Origin of the sequence: Halomonas sp. TG39a (assembly GCF_000744395.1) — a bacterium.
Classification (GTDB): Bacteria; Pseudomonadota; Gammaproteobacteria; order Pseudomonadales; family Halomonadaceae; genus Vreelandella; species Vreelandella ventosae_B.
Window position 1 is genome coordinate 183,856 of record NZ_JQLV01000001.1, and the last position, 19,574, is coordinate 203,429.

Here is a 19,574-nt window from a genome sequence, read left to right on the forward strand (position 1 = left end):
AGCGGACGCGCTGGTATTTGCCTGACTCTTTTCAGAAGTACATCAGGCGTTTTGTTATTTTAGAGGTCGCTACGATGGTTATGGATATCAATGAAATTCGCGAATACTTGCCCCACCGCTACCCGTTTTTGCTGGTGGATCGAGTAACGCAACTAGCCATCGGTGAATCCATCGTTGCGTATAAGAACGTCAGCATTAATGAGCCGTTCTTCAACGGTCATTTCCCGCATCATCCGATTATGCCCGGCGTGCTGGTAATTGAAGCCCTGGCCCAGGTGTGCGGCATTCTGGGCTTTAAAACGGTTAATAAACTGCCTGCCGATGGTTATGTCTACTACCTGGTCGGCAGTGACAAAGTGCGCTTTAAGCGCCCGGTAATGCCGGGTGACAAGCTCACCTTAGAGGCCGACGTGATTAAAGGTAAACGGGGTATCTGGAAGTTTGCATGCCGCGCTTCGGTGGACGGCGAGCTGGCCTGCGAAGCGGAAATTATTTGTGCCGAGAGGAAGGTGGCTTGATACATCCTACTGCCCTGGTCGACCCAACGGCGCGCCTTGCCGACGACGTTGAGGTAGGCCCTTTTAGCATTATTGGCCCCGATGTCACGATCGGCGCGGGCTCAGTGATTGGCCCTCATGTGGTGGTTAAAGGTCCCACCACGCTGGGTGAGCGCACGCGTATCTTTCAGTTTGCCTCGGTAGGCGAAGACTGCCAGGACAAAAAATACGCAGGCGAGCCCACACGGTTAGTCATGGGCGACGATAACGTCATCCGCGAAGGCGCCACCATTCACCGTGGCACGGTTCAGGATCGTAGCGAAACGACGATTGGTTCGCGCAACCTGTTTATGGCCTACGTGCATGTCGGCCATGACTGCGTGATTGGTAACGACTGCATTTTAGCTAATCAGGTCACTCTGGCGGGCCATGTCACCGTCGGCGATCATGCCATTCTGGGTGGCTTGGCGGCGGTACATCAGTTCTGCCACTTTGGCGATCACGCCATGGCCGGTGGTGGCTCGATCATTACCAAAGACACCCCCGCCTATATCATGATTAATGGCAACCCTGCTGAAGCACGTGGCCTGAACCTTGTGGGCTTAAAGCGTCGTGGCTTTAGCCGCGATGCGATTAATGCCTTAACCGCCGCCTATAAAATGGTTTACCGCCAAGGATTAACCACGGAACAGGCGTTGGCCGAAATGCGCAGCCGTTTTGAACTACCCGAAGTCGCGCATTTTGCCGCCTCTATTGAGCGCTCTACCCGCGGGATCACCCGCTAACCCATGTTTTACCGGCTATGATCTTGCAATGATGACCCTGCAACGCGTCTACCTCGTGGCCGGAGAACTATCTGGCGATATTCTTGGTGCTGGTCTGATGCGTGAGCTCAAGGTTCGCCATCCTGATGTCGAGTTCCGTGGTATCGGCGGACCGCGTATGCAGGCGGAAGGCATGGAGAGCCGCTTTCCTCTCGAAACGCTTGCGGTAATGGGGCTGGTTGAAGTGCTGAAGCACCTCCCTGAACTGATCCGTGTACGGCGCACCCTAAAAGCCGAAGCGTTAGCTTGGCAGCCGGATATTATGCTGGGTATCGATGCACCTGACTTCAATCTAGGCCTTGAGCGCCAGCTTCGCGAAGCGGGGATCACCACCGCCCACTACGTGAGTCCTTCCGTGTGGGCGTGGCGCCAGGGGCGGGTAAAAGGCATCGCTAAGTCGGTCGATGGCATGCTGACGCTGCTGCCTTTTGAGGCTGCTTTCTATCGCCAACATCGTGTGCCCGTCGCTTTTGTGGGCCACCCCCTGGCCGACGAAATGCCGCTGGAAAATGACCGTGTTGCCACCCGCCAGGCGCTGGAACTCGCGCCTGATCTGCAGGTGTTAGCGCTGCTGCCTGGCTCCCGGGCCAACGAAATTCGTTTTCTGGGCGATACCTTTCTTGCCGCCGCCGCACAGCTCTGCCAACGCCACCCTGCGCTGCACGTGGTTATTCCCGCGGCTACCGCTGATCGCCGCCATGAAATTAGCGCGCTGCTGGCCAACTACCCACAGCTGGCCGAGCGTACTACGCTGCTGGATGGTCAAGCCCGCGAAGCGATGGTAGCCAGCGATATCGTGCTGCTGGCCTCTGGTACCGCCGCGCTGGAAGCCATGCTGTGTCACCGCAGCATGCTGGTGGCTTACAAGATGGCCCCGACCACCCACTGGCTGGCCAAGCGAATGGTCAAAACCCAGTGGGTATCGCTGCCTAATTTGATTGCCCAGGAAACGCTGGTGCCCGAACTCATTCAAGACGCGGCCTCGCCGGAGGCGATTGCCGATCAGCTCAGCGCCATGCTGGCGGACGAAGATAGCCGCCATGCTCTGGAGGCGCGCTTTGCCCAGATGCACGCCACCCTTCAGCGTAACGCCAGCCGTCGCGCCGCCGAGGCAATTAGCCTGTTGGCCGCGGGACAGCCGCTGGAGACTGTTGATGGCCATTAAAAATAGGGTGACAGCGCACTGGTTGATCGAGCACAAGGATTTTCCAACGTTAGACATTGCCTACAGCGGCGAGCTGCTGGCGGGGGTTGATGAAGTAGGCCGAGGGCCGCTGATCGGTAGCGTGGTGGCCGCAGCGGTGATTCTCGACCCCGCGCAGCCAATAAACGGTCTTACCGACTCTAAAAAATTGACGGCGCGCAAACGTGAAGCGCTGGATAGCCAGATTCGCGAGCGGGCGCTGGCCTTTGCCGTGGCAGAAGCCAGCGCAGCGGAAGTGGATGCGTTGAATATTTACCACGCCACCCACTTGGCCATGCGTCGTGCCATTGATGCGCTGGCACCGGCGGCGGAATATCTACTCGTCGATGGCAACAAATTACCTGATCATCTGCTGCCTGGCCAGGCCGTGGTGAAGGGCGATTCACGCCACTGTGCCATTGCCGCGGCGTCGATTTTGGCCAAGGTCGCTCGCGACGCACAGATGGTCGCCTTGGATGAGTGCTATCCTGAGTATGGTTTTGCGCGCCATAAAGGCTACCCGACCAAAGAGCACCTGACGGCGCTTGCCGCTCACGGGCCACTGGCCGAACATCGTCGTAGCTTCGCGCCGGTGCAGCGCCAGTTGGCGCTGCTTTAACGTATTTTTTCTTCACCTAGCGTTTTGCTGAGAGTCCCATGACGGTTCCGTTCGTTCATTTACGTTTGCACAGTGAATACTCCCTGGTCGATGGCTTAGTGAAGCTAAAATCGCTGGTCAGCACCACGGCTGAGCGGGCGATGCCAGCATTGGCCTTGACCGACGAAGCCAACCTTTTCGGCCTGGTGAAGTTCTACAAAGCCGCCCAGGGGGCGGGGTTGAAGCCGATTATTGGCAGCGATTTATGGCTGCACAATCCCCATGACGAGTCGCACCCCTACCGGCTAACGCTGCTGGCGATGAACGATGTTGGCTATCGCAACCTGACTGAGCTGATCTCCAAGGGCTGGACCCATGGCCAGCGCCAGGGGCGCGCCATTCTTGATAAACAGTGGGTGCTGGAACAGAGCGAGGGCTTGATTGCGCTCTCCGGCGCACGGGAGGGCGAGATTGGTCGCCACCTGTTGTCTGACCACGAACAGGACGCTCGGGTGCTGCTTGAAGAGTGGCAGGCAGCGTTTCCTGAGCGCTTTTACCTGGAACTGATTCGTACTGGGCGCCCGCTGGAAGAGGCCTGTGTTCACGCCAGCGTCAAGCTGGCCATTGAAACGGGCACCCCAGTGGTAGCCACCAACGACGTGCGCTTTCTGGAGCGAGACGACTACTGGGCCCATGAGACCCGGGTCGCCATCGGCGAAGGTAAAGCACTGGATGACCCGCGCCGCGAACGCCGCTACACCGAAGAGCAGTATCTAAAAAGCCCCGACGAGATGGCGGCGCTGTTCTCGGATATTCCTGAAGCGCTGGAAAACAGCGTGATGATTGCCGAACGCTGCAGCGTTAACGTGCGCCTGGGCGAGATTTTCCTGCCCGAGTTCGGCATTCCCGAGGGCATGACCCAGGACGAGTTCTTCCGCAAGGTCTCCCACGACGGTTTAACCGAGCGGTTGGATTTTCTATTTCCTGCACAGCGCTACCCTCGCGACAGCGAAGAGTATCAGGCGATCGACCAGCGCTACCGCGACCGGCTGGAGTTCGAACTCAACGTTATTATTCAGATGGGCTTCCCAGGCTACTTCCTGATCGTGATGGACTTTATCCAGTGGGCCAAGGACAACCGTGTACCGGTAGGCCCTGGGCGAGGCTCTGGTGCCGGTTCGCTAGTGGCCTACGCGCAGAAGATCACTGACTTAGACCCGATTGGTTACGACCTGCTGTTCGAACGCTTTTTGAACCCTGAACGTGTCTCGATGCCCGACTTTGATGTCGATTTCTGCATGGAGAAACGCGACAAAGTCATTGAGTACGTGGCCGAGCGCTACGGGCGTAACGCGGTTTCTCAGATTGTTACCTTTGGCACCATGGCGGCCAAGGCGGTGGTGCGTGACGTGGCCCGTGCCCAGGGGCGCCCCTATTCGCTGGGTGACAAGCTCTCCAAGCTGATTCCCTTTGAAGTGGGCATGACGCTGGCCAAAGCGATTGAGCAGGAGCCCGCGCTTAAAGAATTTATCGGCAACGACGACGAAGCCGAAGAGATCTGGGAGATGGCGCTCAAACTAGAGGGCACCACTCGCGGTACTGGTAAACACGCCGGTGGGGTGGTTATCGCTCCCACCAAGCTGACCGATTTTTCGCCGCTGCTCTGCGATGAAGACGGCTCCGGCTTGGTCGTTCAGTTTGATAAAAACGACATTGAAGAGGCCGGGCTGGTTAAGTTTGACTTCCTGGGCCTGCGTACGCTGACGATTATCGACTGGGCGCTGGAGATGGTCGATAAGGTGCGCAGCGTTAATGGTCAGGGGCCGCTCAATATCGAGAGCATCCCGCTGGACGACGCGCCCACCTTTGAGATGCTCAAGCGCGCCGAGACAACCGCGGTCTTCCAGCTTGAATCTCGCGGTATGAAGGAACTGATCAAGCGCCTGCTGCCCGACTCCCTGGATGACATGATCGCCCTGGTGGCGCTGTTCCGACCCGGGCCGCTGCAGTCAGGCATGGTTGATGACTTTATCAACCGTAAGCACGGCCGGGCCGAAGTCTCTTATCCCCACCCTGATTACCAGCATGAGCTGTTAAAGCCCGTGCTGGCGCCTACCTACGGCATCATTCTCTACCAAGAGCAGGTCATGCAGATCGCGCAGGTCATGGCAGGCTACAGCCTCGGCCAGGCCGATATGCTGCGTCGGGCCATGGGTAAGAAAAAGCCCGAAGAGATGGCCAAACAGCGCGACGGCTTTATGGAGGGGTGTGCCGCCAACGGCATCGATAAAGACCTGGCCGGTAACATCTTCGACCTGGTGGAAAAATTCGCCGGTTACGGTTTTAACAAGTCCCACTCGGCCGCCTACGCGCTGGTGTCTTACCAAACCGCGTGGCTGAAAGCCCACTACCCAGGGCCCTTCATGGCCGCGGTTATGTCCACGGAAATGGACAACCTGGATAAAGTGGTACCGCTGATTGAGGAGTGTCGTAACCTCAGGCTCACCGTGACCCCGCCGAACGTCAACGTCGGTGGCTACAAGTTTACCGTCGATACCGATGCGCGGGTGGTCTATGGGCTAGGCGCGATTCGTGGCGTGGGCGAAGGCCCCATTGGCGCCATTGTCGAAGCACGTGAAGCAGATGGCCCGTTTAAGGATATCTTCGACTTCTGTCGTCGTATCGACCCCAAGCGGATGAATAAGCGCACCCTTGAGGCACTGATTCGCTCCGGCGCGCTGGATACCATCGGCCCCAATCGCGCGGTGCTGTTCGCGGCGATGGAAGACGCGCTAAAAGCCGCCGCCCAGAACCACGCTAACCAGAATCTGGGCATGCTGGATATGTTCGGTGATGCGTTTAGCGCCGACGAAGGGGCTGGTGAAGGCGACAGTAACGTTTACGCTGAGTATATCAACGCCCGCGAGTGGACCGACCGCGAGCGACTCTCAGGCGAGAAAGATACCCTGGGGCTTTACCTCACCGGCCACCCGATCGACGAATACGAGCGCGAATTAAAGCGCTTTGTGTCGACTCGGATCAGTGATTTAAAACCCTCTCGCGACCCCCAGCGCGTTGCTGGACTAGTGGTCGGCGTGCGCACCATGAAGTCCAAACGCGGCGATACCATGGCATTTATTACCCTGGATGACCGCACCGGGCGCATTGAAGCTTCGCTGTTTGGGGAGCTATTTGAGCAACTGCGCGGTCAGATTGAGGCCGATCAGGTATTGATCGTTGAGGGCGAAGTCTCCAGCGATGAATTTTCCGGCGGCCTGCGCTTGCGCGGCAAGGATGTCACGCCGATGGTGACCGCGCGCATTCGCTACGGTCAGGCGGTGGAGCTGGCACTGGATGCGGGGCAAATCAATGGTCGTTTAATTGAGACCCTGCGCGACAGCTTGACGCCGTACCGCGACGAGGAAGGTTTGCCGGTACGCCTGCAGTACCGCCACCCGGCAGCGGTTGCCTGGCTCGAGCTTGCCGATGAGTGGAAAGTGGCGCCTAGTGACGATTTACTGCTGGCGCTGCGGGATGTGCAGGGCCAGGCAGGTGTTCAGCTCCGTTATCGCTAAAGAGAGCCTAACTTGCGTGGCTGGGTCAGGGTGCGATAATGCGCTTATTCTCTCATTACTTATCAATGCTTATTTTGATCAGGCTACTTTTTATAGGCAGCGCCGATGAATCCTAATTATCTCGATTTTGAACAGCCGATTGCCGAACTTCAGGCAAAAATTGAGGAGCTGCGCTTAGTCAGCTCCGATAGCCAAGTGAACCTTTCTGACGAGATTGCTCGGCTGGAAGAGAAAAGCCGCAAGCTGACGGAATCGATCTTCAAGGATTTGACTCCCTGGCAGGTTTCGCAGATTTCACGGCATCCCCAGCGCCCCTACACGCTGGACTATCTTGAGCACATCTTTACCGACTTTGACGAGCTGCACGGCGACCGCAACTTCGCCGATGATGCCGCGCTAGTCGGTGGCATCGCGCGGCTGAACGATGCACCGGTAATGGTCATTGGCCATCAAAAAGGCCGCGATGTAAAAGAGAAGGTGCGCCGTAACTTTGGTATGCCACGCCCGGAGGGCTACCGCAAAGCGTGCCGTCTGATGGAAATGGCTGAGCGCTTTAAAATGCCGGTGCTGACCTTTATCGATACCCCGGGCGCTTACCCAGGCATTGACGCCGAAGAGCGCGGTCAGTCCGAAGCCATCGCCTACAACCTGGCCGTTATGTCGCGGCTGAAAACCCCGATTATCTCGACGGTAGTGGGTGAGGGTGGTTCAGGTGGCGCACTGGCCATTGGTGTCTGCGACGAGCTGCAAATGCTGCAGTACTCCACCTACTCGGTGATCTCGCCAGAAGGCTGCGCCTCGATTCTGTGGAAGAGTGCCACCAAAGCCTCGGACGCCGCCCAGGCAATGGGCATTACCGCCGAGCGACTGAAAGAGTTGGGTTTTGTCGATTCGCTCATTAAAGAGCCGCTGGGTGGATCCCACCGCCACCCGCTGACCACCGCTGAACGGGTCAAAGAGGCGCTAACCGCCAGCCTGGAACGTCTGCAGGCGATGGACACCGACGCGCTGTTAGAGCGTCGCTACAAGCGTTTAATGAGCTATGGCGCCCCAGCCGCGTAAATTACTGCAAGGCTTGCTTGAAGACGCCCTGGCGGAAACCCCGCCGGGGCGCTCTATTTGGGTGGCACTCTCCGGCGGTCTGGACTCCTGCTTGCTGCTTACATTAGCCGCAGCCGTCTGCGAACAAGCAGACCGTCCCCTGCGCGCCCTTCATATTAACCACGGCCTCCAGGCGGCAGCGGCGGCATTCGAACAGCAGTGTAAAACGCTCTGCGTGCGGTTGAACGTTCCGCTAACGGTGGTTCGCGTGTCGGTGGATGCCCAAGGTAAAGGCGTCGAGGGTGCGGCACGCAACGCCCGCTATGCCGCATTTCAGGCAACGCTTCCCGCTGGTGACACGCTGTGGCTGGCTCAGCACCAGGATGATCAGGCAGAAACCTTTCTGCTTGCTGCCCTGCGCGGCAGTGGACTGCGTGGCCTGGCGGGCATGCCATTTCTGCGCGAGGCCGAGGGAATTACCTTGGTGCGTCCATGGCTCTCCGTGCGTCGAGCTGAACTTGAAGCTGCAGCGGGTCTGCTTGAGTTGAATTGGTGCGAAGATCCTACCAACCAGGATATTCGCTTTGACCGTAATCGACTGCGTCACCGGATATTACCTGCACTGCGTGAGCGCTGGCCCGCCGCCGACGTTGCTTTAGCGAATAGCGCAGCCCACGCCAGTGAAGCAGATGCTGTGCTTAGCGAATATTTAGCGGCCGAGTTAGTAGCGCTCACCACCGGTGAAGGGCATGTAGATGCGAGCGCGCTTAGGCAGCGCTCCCGTGCGCGCCAGCGGCTACTGGTGCGCACTCTCTGTCAGCAGCAGGGCTTACCTACGCCGCCGCAGAAGCGCTTAGATAGCCTGTTGGATCAGCTGACGGCGAAGGCTGATGCTGAGGTGTGCGTTGAGTGGCCGGGCGCCCAGGCGCGCCTGTGGCGCCAGCGGCTCTATCTGATCGCACCGCTTGAAATGCTGCCGCCATGGGAGGCCCGCTGGGATGGTCAAGCCCCGCTGGAAACGCCCGTTGGGCCGTTAGGCTGGCAGCTGGCATCATCTCAGCCGCACTCTCACGTGCTGAGGGTAACTTGGCGCCAGGGAGGCGAGGTTATTCAATTGCCTAAACGGGGGCGGCGTGATCTTAAGCGGCTGTTACAAGAGGCTGATATGCCGCCCTGGGAACGCGAGCGGCTGGTGGTGATTATGCAGGCGGATGCATGTATTGGCGTCATTTGCCCCCCTGCCAAGCTACTATGGCAGGCCGAGGGGGTCGCCTTTAGCCGTTTAACTTCACTTGTTTAATCACCAGCTTAAACCCTGCAGCTTCCATAAACGCCTGCTCCTGCTCCAAGTCGGTGCTCAACAGAGTGGGTTCATCGCTGGCAGGCAGGGTGAGCGTCAGGCTATGGCTGTCAGCGCTAATCTCGGGTAGCGGCGGGGCGACTTCAGGACGCGAATGGTTGAGCAGTACGGCTAAGCGCAGCAGCCGGGCGAGCTTCTGGGTAGACGCTTGCTGCGCCTCGGGCAGGGCCTGCCACTCCTTGAGCGGAAATTTGCGCCGGTGGGCACGCACTAAAAACGCCAGTTGGCGCTGTTCAGGGCGTGAAAAACCGGCCAGGTCAGAGTGCTCCAGCAGGTAGGCGCCGTGGCGATGGAACTGGCTGTGGGAGATCGCCAGGCCGATTTCATGCACCAAGCATGCCCACTGCAAGTAGCGCCCTTGTTCAGGGCTTAGTGACCACACCTGGTGCACCTGGTCGAACAGGCGCTCGGCGGTGTCGGCGACGTTGAGCCCTTGGCGCGTATCCACATCGTAGGTGCGTTTGAGCGACTCCAGGCTCTTGGAGCGAGAATCTTCTGCTGTGTTACGCCCGGCCATGTCGTAGAGCACGCCTTCACGCAGGGCGCCATCCGCATAGCGCATTTGAGTTAAATCGAAGGCTTCAAAAATCGCCCCAAGAATGGCAATACCTGCCGGGAAGACTTTGGCCCGGTCGGCTTTGAGTCCATCCAGCACGACTTTATCCAGCTGCTTACACTTCAGCAGCCGTTCGCGCAGCTGCTTCAAACCGTCACGGGTGATAACGCCTTCGTGGGGGGTGTCGCCGTAAGCATGCAATACGCTGGCGGCAGCCTTAATTGTGCCGCTGGAGCCAACCGGGTCGTCCCACCCTAGGCGTTGGTAGGGTCGCTGAATATTGGCCAGTTCTGAGAGCGCAGCTAACTCAGCACGGCGCATGCGTTTTTCGTTTAATTCACCGTCGGCGAAGAAACGTCGGGAAAAAGTCACGCAGCCCATGCGCAAGCTTTCCAGCGCTTTGGGCTCGAAAGCTTCGCCGATAATAAATTCGGTCGAACCGCCGCCAATGTCGACGATTAAGCGGCGGCCATTTTCGGCCAGAGCGTGGGCGGCGCCTAAATAAATCAGCCGGGCCTCTTCGCGACCGGCAATAATTTCGATGGCATGGCCTAACTGGGCCTCGGCGCGCTCGATAAACGCTTGGCTATTATCGGCATCGCGCAGTGCATTAGTCCCTACGATGCGTAAATTAGCGTGGGTAATGTCGCTTAAAAACGGCGCAAAGCGCCCCAGGCAGTCCAACGCGCGCTGCATCGCCTCTTCGCTGAGCAGGCCGTCATCGTCCAAACCCGCGGCTAGCTGCACCTTTTCACCCAAGCGGGCCACCACCTGAAGGCGTTCATGCTGGTAGTTGGCCACCAGTAGGTGAAAGCTGTTGGAGCCCAGGTCAATAGCGGCTAAGCGCTGCGGTGCACCGCTGTCTGCCTCGGCGGCAGAGGTGGCAATGGGGGGCGAAATATCCGTGGGCATGAGCATTCCTTGGTGTTGGCTGTGCCAAGGTTGCGGCGACCTTTATCTATTGTCAATTGCCAAAGGCTTGCGTTTATCGCGGCGCTTGACTACCATCGAGCTACTGGCCTGATCTGACCTGGTTAGTTAGTGTGTCCACAAGTGCTTCGCTGTTGAGATGACTGCCGTTTAGGTAACTGACGTTCAGATAAAAAATCTTGCATGCGTTGCTCAAGTACGGCACCTTGGTCGCCCCAGACGTTACTCACTGTTGTCCCGTTAGCGTCAGCCAGAATTCCAAGTCGTCAGATAGCCCACTGGTTCAACCACTCTCCTGTGGGAACCAGATTAAACAACTGTTAGCACCCTCGAGTTGAGTCTTAATGATGACAAGCTACAGCGTTGTTAGTTAAGTCCAACCCAGTTCCTTTCATCTTCGAGCGCGTGCCTTTACCGGGGTCTGAACGCATCACACGGCGTCACTTTCACGCCTCCTGTCATACTCCCGGCGCCTGGCGCCCAGCTTCCATGAGCAACTTTCTAACACACCGATGAATCTCACTGAACTCAAGCAAAAAACCGTTCCCGAGCTCCTCGATATCGCCCGTGAAATGGGTATTGATAACTTGGCCCGTTCGCGCAAGCAGGACATCATTTTCGCCATCCTTAAAAAACACGCCAAAAGTGGCGAGGATATTTACGGCGACGGTGTGCTGGAAATTCTTCAGGATGGCTTCGGCTTCCTGCGTAGCGCTGACAGCTCCTATCTCGCCGGTCCCGACGATATCTACATATCGCCTTCGCAGATCCGCCGTTTCAATCTGCGCAAGGGTGACTCCATTTCCGGCAAAATCCGTCCGCCGAAGGAGGGTGAGCGCTACTTCGCCCTGCTGAAGGTCAGTCAAATTAACTTTGACCGTCCGGAAAATGCCAAGCACAAGATCCTGTTTGAGAACTTAACGCCGCTGTTCCCAGACGATCGTATGCGTATGGAGATCGGTAACGGCTCCACGGAAGACCTTACCGCGCGGATCATCGATCTAACCGCGCCGATCGGTAAAGGCCAACGTGGTTTGCTGGTATCGCCGCCCAAGGCGGGTAAAACGCTGATGTTGCAAAACATCGCGACTTCCATTACGCGCAACAATCCAGAGTGTCATCTGATCGTACTGCTGATCGATGAGCGCCCTGAGGAAGTGACCGAAATGTCGCGCACCGTGCGTGGCGAAGTAGTGGCGTCGACCTTCGATGAGCCGCCTGCGCGTCACGTGCAAGTGGCCGAAATGGTGATCGAGAAAGCCAAGCGCTTGGTTGAGCACAAGAAAGACGTGGTCATCCTGCTTGACTCGATTACCCGACTAGCGCGTGCCTACAACACCGTGGTACCTAGCTCCGGCAAAGTACTTACCGGTGGTGTCGATGCCCACGCCCTTGAAAAGCCGAAACGCTTCTTTGGTGCGGCGCGTAACATCGAAGAGGGCGGCAGCTTGACGATTATCGCCACGGCGCTGGTCGATACCGGCTCCAAGATGGACGAAGTCATCTTCGAAGAGTTCAAGGGTACCGGTAATATGGAAGCCCATCTGGACCGCAAACTGGCAGAGCGTCGCGTATTCCCGGCAATCAATATCCGTCGCAGCGGCACCCGTCGTGAAGACCTGCTGGCTTCTGAGGATGAAATGCAGCGCATGTGGATTCTGCGTAAGCTGCTTAATCCGATGGAAGACACCGCCGCCACTGAATTCCTGATCGACCGTCTGAAAGATACCAAGACCAATCTTGAGTTCTTTGAAGCGATGAAGCGCCGCTAAGGCGGCGCACTTGCCAGCCAGGGAGCGTGCCTTGAAGTATAAAGACTTGCGCGAGTTCATCGCAGCGCTTGAAGCGCAGGGTGAGCTCAAGCGTATCTCCGTCGAAGTCGATCCTTATCTGGAAATCACCGAAATTTGCGACCGCACCCTGCGTGCCGGTGGCCCGGCGTTGCTGTTTGAAAACGTCAAAGGCCACGACATGCCGCTGCTTGGCAACCTGTTTGGTACGCCTAAACGGGTGGCGCTGGGCATGGGTCAAGACTCGGTGGAAGCGCTACGAGAAGTGGGTAAGCTGTTGGCGTTTCTCAAAGAGCCTGACCCGCCCAAAGGCTTGAAAGACGCCTGGGACAAGCTACCGATCTTCAAGCAAGTGCTCAGCATGGGGCCGAAAAACGTCAAGCATGCACCGGTGCAAGAAGTGGTGTATGAAGACGACGAGGTCGACCTTGGCCTGCTGCCGATTCAGCACTGCTGGCCGGGCGATGCGGCGCCGCTGGTCACCTGGCCGCTGGTGATTACCAAAGGGCCGCATAAGAAGCGTCAGAATCTGGGCATTTACCGTCAGCAGAAAATCGGCAAAAACCGCCTGATTATGCGCTGGCTCTCCCATCGCGGCGGCGCGCTGGACTTTCTTGAGTTTCAAAAAGCCCATCCTGGCGAGCCTTTCCCGGTCGCTGTGGCGCTTGGCGCCGACCCGGCGACGATTCTGGGTGCGGTTACTCCGGTGCCGGATTCGCTCTCGGAGTACGCCTTTGCGGGTCTGCTGCGCGGTTCGCGTACCGAGTTGGTCAAGTGCGGCCACGCCGACCTGGATGTGCCTGCGTCCAGCGAGATTATCCTCGAAGGCTTTATCTACCCAGATGATATGGCGGCGGAAGGCCCCTTTGGCGATCACACCGGTTACTACAACGAGGTCGACCACTTTCCGGTATTTACCATCACGCGGATGACCATGCGCCGTGATGCGATTTATCACTCGACCTATACCGGGCGTCCGCCGGATGAACCGGCGATTTTGGGCGTGGCGCTCAACGAAGTCTTTGTGCCTATTCTGTGCAAGCAGTTCCCCGAAATTGTCGACTTCTACCTGCCGCCGGAAGGCTGTTCTTACCGCATGGCGGTGGTCACCATGAAGAAGCAGTACCCCGGGCACGCCAAGCGCGTGATGATGGGGGTGTGGAGCTTCCTGCGCCAGTTTATGTACACCAAGTTTGTGATTGTGCTGGATGACGACGTGGATGCGCGCAATTGGGAAGACGTGATCTGGGCGATTACCACCCGGATGGATCCTGCGCGGGATACCGTGATGGTCGAAAATACCCCGATTGATTATCTCGATTTCGCCTCGCCAGTCTCAGGGCTAGGCTCGAAAATGGGACTCGATGCCACCAATAAGTGGCCAGGCGAAACCGACCGCGAATGGGGCACCCCGATTGTGATGGACGATGCCGTTAAAGCGCGCGTGGATGAGCGTTGGGAAGCGCTGGGTATTGGCCTTGAGCTACCGCCCCCTCGCCTTTGATGCGGTTAATTCAGTAGTGGATCATGCAGCGTATCGCTGACCGAATTTGTTAAAAGAGGCTTTCATGAGTGCAAGGACGTTGACGTGCCAAGTCACCGAGGTTGAGAACTTAAACCCGGACGTGTTTGGTGTGACGCTAGCCGGGCGCCCCGAAGCCATGCAGCATGCGCCGGGGCAATATTTAGAGCTTAAGCTGGACGATACAACCTGGGTGCCGTTTTCGATCGCCAGTGCAGATCGCAGCAATGGCGTGATCGAGCTGCATATTCAGCACTGGCCGGAGCGTGATAACTCAGCGCGGCTGCGTGAACTGCTACAGGTCGCCAACCAGCTCACACTGCGTCTGCCCGGCGGTGAGTGTGTGCTTGATAGCGAGAGTGAAAGGCCGCTACTGCTGATTGCTGCAGGTACGGGGTTTTCGCAGATGAAAGCCATCATTGAAGCGGTGCTGCACGAACAGCCGGAGCGAGAGATTTCACTCTGGTGGGCGGCCCGTGAGCACCGCGATCTCTATTTAGAGCAACTGGCCAGCCACTGGGCGCAAACCCATGCTAACGTCTGCTTTCATGCGGTGACCGAATCACCTTTAGAAGAGCCGTTGGCGGCCGGAGAGCGGATCACCCATCACCTGGGGCGTGTTGACCAAGTATTAAAAAGCGCCGATATCACACCAGACACCCACGACGTGTATATCTCGGGGTCGCCCAACATGGTCTATGCCTGCCTGGATGCGCTGGATGCAAAAGGCACTAAACTAGAGCGAGTGTTTTCGGATGTGTTTGCCTACGCACCTCGATCTACTTAATATGGCCTCAGATTTTGGCTACTTCCCCCCTGATATAGTGTTGATAAAAAAAAGGAGGCTAACATGGCCCAACACGACGAAAACTTTAAAGACGATTCTGGTTTCCTGTCCATCTTTCTAGGCTTGGTGGTGCTGGTAAGTATGAGCGCGCTGCCCGCTACTATTGGTTGGGTGCAAGCTTTTAGCGGTTGAGTGTTGCCATTTGCAGCGCTTGCAGGCAGGATAAAACCTCAACGCCATGGCGGCAGCCCTATCAGACGATTTACTTGGGCTAGGGATTGCCAGCGGAACTAACAGAATCTAACGGAATATGGGCATGCAGCGACTAACCACCCCACATATAGTAAACCCACAGCCAGAATTGGCTGGTGGCTTTGCGTTTTATGGGTATTGGTTTAGCCACGGTGTGCCCCTGGCCGACGCCTAACGTCGCGCCACCAGGCACACCACTCGGTTGCCTGCCGCAAGCACAGAAGCCCCGGTCGGTAACCCCGCCGGGGCTTCTGGCGTTTTTGGGCCTTGTATTGTGAAACATGGCTATTGTTGGGCTTAGTGAGTTTTCATTATTATTTCATCAAGGAGCAGCATCATGATCTATCGCGCACTGACTAACGCTTTCGCTACCTATTTTGTGGGTTACGGCTATAGCTGGCGATTTAGCGACGCGCGGTCGGTGCTAGCTGCCACCTCCGACCGCGTACGCCTGGGTGGTCACCTAGTTAAACGATGTACGCTTGCGGAGAATTGATCATGAATGCGCCTATCAGCACTGTTGTAAACAACCCTGTTGTAAACACGGCCCACGCCAGCCTACGGCCTATGCCGGAAGCCAACTCTTCCACACAGCGGCTGCCAACCCCTGCCCAGCTTCATCAGCATATCTCGTTAGGTGACTCGCTGAGTGAGCAGGTTGCCCGCCAACGCCACGCCGTCCAACAGATTTTGAGCGGTCACGATAATCGCTTACTGGTTGTGGTGGGTCCCTGCTCCGTGCATGACCCAGACGCAGCACTTGAATACGCCGACCGCCTAGCCGCACTCAGTGAAGAAGTGAGCGAGCACATTTTGCCGGTGATGCGCGTCTACGTTGAAAAACCGCGCACCACCGTGGGCTGGAAAGGGCTGGCCTACGACCCAGGCTTAGATGGCAGCGGCGATATGCCCCGCGGTTTGGCGCTCTCCCGTGAACTCATGCATGCGGTAGCCGCCCGCGGCCTGCCGGTGGCCACCGAGCTTTTGCAGCCGATGCTGGCGCCTTACTTGGATGATTTACTGAGCTGGGTAGCGATTGGCGCGCGCACCACCGAATCGCAGTTGCACCGTGAACTGGCCAGTGACTTGCTAGCAGCGGTGGGCTTTAAAAATGCCACCAGCGGCGATGTGCAAGTGGCGATTGATGCCATGAGTGCGGCGGCCCACCCGCACCAGCGTTTCGCGGTAGATCCTCACGGCCACCCGGTTGTTCAGCAAACCACGGGTAACCCGCACACCCACGTGGTGCTGCGCGGCGGTCACGGTGAGCCCAACTACCAGAGTCACCATGTGCGGGCAGCCACTACTGCGTTGCGTAACGCCGGGCAAAACCCACGGCTGATGGTGGATTGCAGCCATGCCAATGCGCGTAAAGATCATCGCCGCCAGAGTGAAGTGATGCTGGATGTGTTGGCGCAGCGTCAGGCGGGCGAAGCTAACCTGGTAGCGCTGATGCTGGAAAGCCATTTGTTCGAGGGCAAACAGCCGCTCAAGCCTGGTGCCATGCGCTACGGCGTATCGGTCACCGATGCCTGCGTGGGCTGGGAAACGACCGAACACTTACTTAAAACGGCCGCGGAGCGTTTGGCGTAATTGCATTTGTAAACGCTATTACTTGTTTGCCCTGGCCAGCCCCGTATCATAGGGCGTTTGCAGCGATAATGAGGCTGGCCATGGTATTTACCCTAGAACATCACGATCCCGAGACCTACCGCCGCAAAGCCCGAATGATCAGCTTTGCCATGGCGGGGCAACTGATTATTTTTGGCCTCCTATTCTCAATGCTCCTTACCTCCACCTTTGGCAGTAGCCTATGGCTCAACGCCCTCGGCGTGCTGCTTGGGTTATTGGCCACCAGTGCGTTATTTGCCGTGCTGCGCGAGCGCCCATGGATGACGGAGGTTCGCTACGTCTGGCAGCTAAAACATCACCTATCGCAAGTCAGTGGCTACCTTTCGCAACTGCGCAAAGCGGTGGAAGAGAACAACCGTACGGCGTTGGATTTACTCACTTTCTATCATCAGGGCATGGCACAGTTGGCGGAGCTTAACGGGCGCACCACCGACGACGACGCCGAACGGCTAGCGGAAAAAATGCAGGTTAAAATCAAACGCGAAGAGCTGGAGTTACCCCCGCAGGTCGAGAGTATTGATACGCATGACCTGCAGGCGTTCAAACGTGGGTAAGCCGCTCAGTAGGCAATAGCAGCATTTTTACAGGGAGCACGATGTATGAATACGTTAAAAACATGGGGTGGTGCCATCGCCGCTGCCGGTGTGATGGCGGTGCTCGGGGGCTGCGCAGCAACCCCCTCCGCAGAAACAATAGCCTCTAAAGAAACTGCCGCCGCTAACCAAGCAACGCTGGATAACCGAGCGCCTTTTCTGCCCTCGGCGCTATTCCCTGGCTCAGCCTCCCAATTTACCGCTTGGCAATGTGAGCCTGCACAACAGAACTTAGTGACCGCGACCAATGCCAACGACCTACGTCTATGGTCGCTGCACGGCGCATGGCGGCTCCCCCAGGCGATCGTGGCCAGCGGCGCGCGCTATCAAGACGGTGAGATTAGCTTCTGGAACCGGGGTGACAAGGCGCTAGTGGAAACGCCGCGGGGGCAGCTGAAGTGTTCGCAGGCTGAGCAGCGTGATGCCTTAACTCGAACCGAGAAGCCCGGTGTAATGTTTTTTGGCCAGGGCAATGAGCCGGGCTGGACGGTTGCGCTAGCGAATGACACGCCCACGCTGACGATGGAGACGAACTATGGGGAAGAGCGTCTTCAACTGCCCTATATGGTTAGCGTGATGGACAACGACGCAGGTCGGGTTGTGATTGAAAACGCCGATGTGGAGCCTTTTTTCCGCGTGCGCATTGAGGCCGGTGCCTGCTTTGACAATATGAGCGGAAAGCCTTTTCCCGCCCGCGTTACGCTAACCTATGGCGGCGAGCAATATAGTGGCTGCGGCCAAGGTATTGCCCCCTAGCCGAATCTCATAAAGAGCTAGCTCAGCAACGATAGACAATACGCTCGGCCCGCCACTCTGGCGGCACAAAGTCGCTGGCGCAAAGGGCTGAGGTGTTGCCAGTGGCGCGAGCGGCAAGCCGTGATAGTGTTTCCAACTGAATACCGCGGGTACTCTCCACTTGTTCGCTCACCGCCAGCGGGTGCCAGCGATCACTTTCAAGCGTTGCCAGGGTAAAGCTAAACGGATGAAAACCAGGGAAGCCGAGCCGAATATCGGTGGCGATCAGCGTCTCTTTTCCGTCCAGAAGTCGTGTTTCATAGCGCAGGAAAGGCCCCGTGAACCACGTTAAGCGCTGCCCTTGCTGGCTGGCCAGGGCATACTCCGCCAATTCAGGGTTACTAACCAGCGGCTCAAGACGTGGTTGCCGGTCACTGTCGAACACGCTCACCAGACTTTCATAATAACGATCCTCGCCCATGACCGTGGCACGCCATAGCACAATGTTAAACGGCGTTGGCTGTATCAGTAGGGGAGCTTCCTCCAGCCCCTGCTCCGCCAGTGCCGGGGCAAGGCGTTGCTCCACCGTTAACTTAGCCCCAGCGGCCATCATGAGGTAAACACAAGTGATCGCTAATCCCCAAGCGCACGCCTTCATTACTCGCTGTGATACCAGTGCAACCCCAATCGCAATCAGTAACGGAAGGGTGTAGAGCGGGTCGATTATAAAAATAATCGGCCATGCCGATGGGGACAGATCAAGCGGCCAAAGCAGTTGAGTGCCGTACGTGGTGAGCGCGTCGAGCAGTGGATGGGTGATCAGTATTAGCGTAAAGAAGCTCCACCAGCGGGGCAGGCTGATATCTTTTGCGGGAGCAAATCGCGTGCACAGCAGCGCCAATAGGGTAGCTAACCCGGTGAGCACAAAAAGCGAATGGCTAAAGCCTCGATGCTCAGTGACATTGGCTACAGCATCGCCATAGTCCAACGCTACATCAAGATCGGGCAGGGTGCCCAGTACGGCGCCGATTAGAATGGCCTTGCGCCCTAAGCGCTTGCCCAATACGGCACCGCCAATGGCTGCGCCAAGCGCGGCTTGAGTGACTGAATCCACAGGTTTCTCCGACGGGTAAACCCAGCTAAGATAAAGGGTATTATTTAATTATACAGCGTTGCAGCGATTTATTTCCGCTGTCACGTTTTTGTAAAGTATGACTAGGACGTTTTTTTCTCTCAGGAGTTGATATGCAATATCTACATACCATGGTGCGTGTCAGTGACCTAGATGCTTCGCTGCGTTTTTACTGCGATTTGCTGGGGCTTAAAGAAGTGCGCCGTAAAGAGAATGAGAAAGGGCGCTTTACGCTGGTATTCCTGGCCGCGCCAGCAGATGAGCCGCGCTCGGAGCGGCTGACCGCACCAGAATTAGAACTGACCTATAATTGGGATCCTGAAGAGTACACTGGCGGGCGTAATTTTGGCCACCTGGCTTACCGGGTGGACGACATTTATGCGCTCTGCCAGCACCTTAAAGACAACGGCGTGACGATTAATCGCCCGCCCCGTGATGGCCATATGGCGTTTGTGAAATCGCCCGATGGCATCTCTGTTGAACTGCTGCAGAAGGGCGATGCCTTGGCACCGCAAGAGCCCTGGGCCTCAATGGAAAACAGCGGTAGCTGGTAAGAGCTTGGTGTTA

The 19,574-nt window shown here is 57.3% G+C and carries 18 protein-coding genes; 16 read left to right on the forward strand and 2 right to left on the reverse strand.

Annotated elements, in window-relative coordinates; all coding sequences use genetic code 11:
• The first annotated feature begins 74 nt into the window (after nucleotides 1–74).
• The 7 genes from fabZ (at nucleotide 75) to tilS (ending at nucleotide 9,018) form a co-directional block, all read left to right on the forward strand.
• Entirely contained in the window at nucleotides 75–518 is a 444-nt protein-coding gene (gene fabZ / locus U738_RS00880) for a 3-hydroxyacyl-ACP dehydratase FabZ (protein ID WP_035576564.1), read from the forward strand.
• Nucleotides 515–1,282 carry an acyl-ACP--UDP-N-acetylglucosamine O-acyltransferase gene (lpxA, locus tag U738_RS00885; RefSeq protein ID WP_035576565.1) on the forward strand — a complete coding sequence of 256 codons (768 nt, stop codon included), beginning with the start codon at nucleotides 515–517 and terminating at the stop codon, nucleotides 1,280–1,282. The genes fabZ and lpxA overlap by 4 nt, the downstream gene beginning before the upstream one ends.
• Nucleotides 1,283–1,313: 31 nt before the next feature.
• A complete protein-coding gene (gene lpxB, locus U738_RS00890; RefSeq protein WP_035583025.1) occupies nucleotides 1,314–2,486 on the forward strand; it encodes a lipid-A-disaccharide synthase in 1,173 nt (390 codons plus the stop codon).
• Nucleotides 2,476–3,123 carry a ribonuclease HII gene (rnhB, locus tag U738_RS00895; RefSeq protein ID WP_050713940.1) on the forward strand — a complete coding sequence of 216 codons (648 nt, stop codon included), beginning with the start codon at nucleotides 2,476–2,478 and terminating at the stop codon, nucleotides 3,121–3,123. Before lpxB ends, rnhB begins: the two co-directional genes overlap by 11 nt.
• A gap of 38 nt (nucleotides 3,124–3,161) precedes the next feature.
• Nucleotides 3,162–6,677: a DNA polymerase III subunit alpha gene (gene dnaE / locus U738_RS00900; RefSeq protein WP_035576566.1), complete on the forward strand. Its 3,516-nt coding sequence runs from the start codon at nucleotides 3,162–3,164 to the stop codon at nucleotides 6,675–6,677.
• 105 nt (nucleotides 6,678–6,782) lie between these two features.
• Nucleotides 6,783–7,739, forward strand: a complete 957-nt coding sequence (locus U738_RS00905; protein WP_035576567.1) for an acetyl-CoA carboxylase carboxyltransferase subunit alpha — start codon at nucleotides 6,783–6,785, stop codon at nucleotides 7,737–7,739.
• Nucleotides 7,720–9,018 carry a tRNA lysidine(34) synthetase TilS gene (gene tilS / locus U738_RS00910; RefSeq protein WP_035576568.1) on the forward strand — a complete coding sequence of 433 codons (1,299 nt, stop codon included), beginning with the start codon at nucleotides 7,720–7,722 and terminating at the stop codon, nucleotides 9,016–9,018. Before U738_RS00905 ends, tilS begins: the two co-directional genes overlap by 20 nt.
• Here the strand turns inward: tilS and ppx are convergent.
• The gene (gene ppx / locus U738_RS00915; RefSeq protein ID WP_035576569.1) at nucleotides 8,993–10,546 is read right to left on the reverse strand and encodes an exopolyphosphatase; all 1,554 of its coding nucleotides are present in this window, start codon (nucleotides 10,544–10,546) and stop codon (nucleotides 8,993–8,995) included. The genes tilS and ppx overlap by 26 nt on opposite strands.
• A gap of 530 nt (nucleotides 10,547–11,076) precedes the next feature.
• Here ppx and rho point away from each other — a divergent pair.
• From rho to U738_RS00945, 8 genes are all read left to right on the forward strand, one after another.
• The gene (gene rho / locus U738_RS00920) at nucleotides 11,077–12,336 is read left to right on the forward strand and encodes a transcription termination factor Rho (RefSeq protein WP_007111700.1); all 1,260 of its coding nucleotides are present in this window, start codon (nucleotides 11,077–11,079) and stop codon (nucleotides 12,334–12,336) included.
• Nucleotides 12,337–12,367: 31 nt separating this feature from the next.
• Nucleotides 12,368–13,858, forward strand: a complete 1,491-nt coding sequence (gene ubiD, locus U738_RS00925) for a 4-hydroxy-3-polyprenylbenzoate decarboxylase (protein WP_035576570.1) — start codon at nucleotides 12,368–12,370, stop codon at nucleotides 13,856–13,858.
• A gap of 64 nt (nucleotides 13,859–13,922) precedes the next feature.
• A complete protein-coding gene (locus U738_RS00930) occupies nucleotides 13,923–14,663 on the forward strand; it encodes an NAD(P)H-flavin reductase (protein WP_035576571.1) in 741 nt (246 codons plus the stop codon).
• Nucleotides 14,664–14,726: 63 nt separating this feature from the next.
• Nucleotides 14,727–14,855: a hypothetical protein gene (locus U738_RS23680; RefSeq protein WP_261377686.1), complete on the forward strand. Its 129-nt coding sequence runs from the start codon at nucleotides 14,727–14,729 to the stop codon at nucleotides 14,853–14,855.
• Nucleotides 14,856–15,252: 397 nt separating this feature from the next.
• A complete protein-coding gene (locus tag U738_RS23385; RefSeq protein WP_172821689.1) occupies nucleotides 15,253–15,411 on the forward strand; it encodes a hypothetical protein in 159 nt (52 codons plus the stop codon).
• A gap of 2 nt (nucleotides 15,412–15,413) precedes the next feature.
• Nucleotides 15,414–16,508: a 3-deoxy-7-phosphoheptulonate synthase gene (locus U738_RS00935; RefSeq protein ID WP_035576572.1), complete on the forward strand. Its 1,095-nt coding sequence runs from the start codon at nucleotides 15,414–15,416 to the stop codon at nucleotides 16,506–16,508.
• A gap of 80 nt (nucleotides 16,509–16,588) precedes the next feature.
• Complete coding sequence (locus U738_RS00940; RefSeq protein ID WP_035576573.1) at nucleotides 16,589–17,101, forward strand: DUF3087 family protein; 513 nt, start codon at nucleotides 16,589–16,591, stop codon at nucleotides 17,099–17,101.
• 45 nt (nucleotides 17,102–17,146) lie between these two features.
• Nucleotides 17,147–17,896 carry an MliC family protein gene (locus U738_RS00945; protein ID WP_035576574.1) on the forward strand — a complete coding sequence of 250 codons (750 nt, stop codon included), beginning with the start codon at nucleotides 17,147–17,149 and terminating at the stop codon, nucleotides 17,894–17,896.
• 22 nt (nucleotides 17,897–17,918) lie between these two features.
• On the opposite strand, the gene U738_RS00950 is transcribed toward U738_RS00945, so the two are convergent.
• On the reverse strand, nucleotides 17,919–18,989 hold the full coding sequence (locus U738_RS00950; protein WP_035576575.1) for a metal-dependent hydrolase: 1,071 nt from the start codon (nucleotides 18,987–18,989) through the stop codon (nucleotides 17,919–17,921).
• Nucleotides 18,990–19,120: 131 nt separating this feature from the next.
• Between U738_RS00950 and gloA the strand changes: the two genes are divergently transcribed.
• Nucleotides 19,121–19,561 (forward strand): lactoylglutathione lyase, encoded by a 441-nt coding sequence (gene gloA / locus U738_RS00955; RefSeq protein WP_035576576.1) that lies wholly within the window; start codon nucleotides 19,121–19,123, stop codon nucleotides 19,559–19,561.
• Nucleotides 19,562–19,574: the final 13 nt, after the last annotated feature.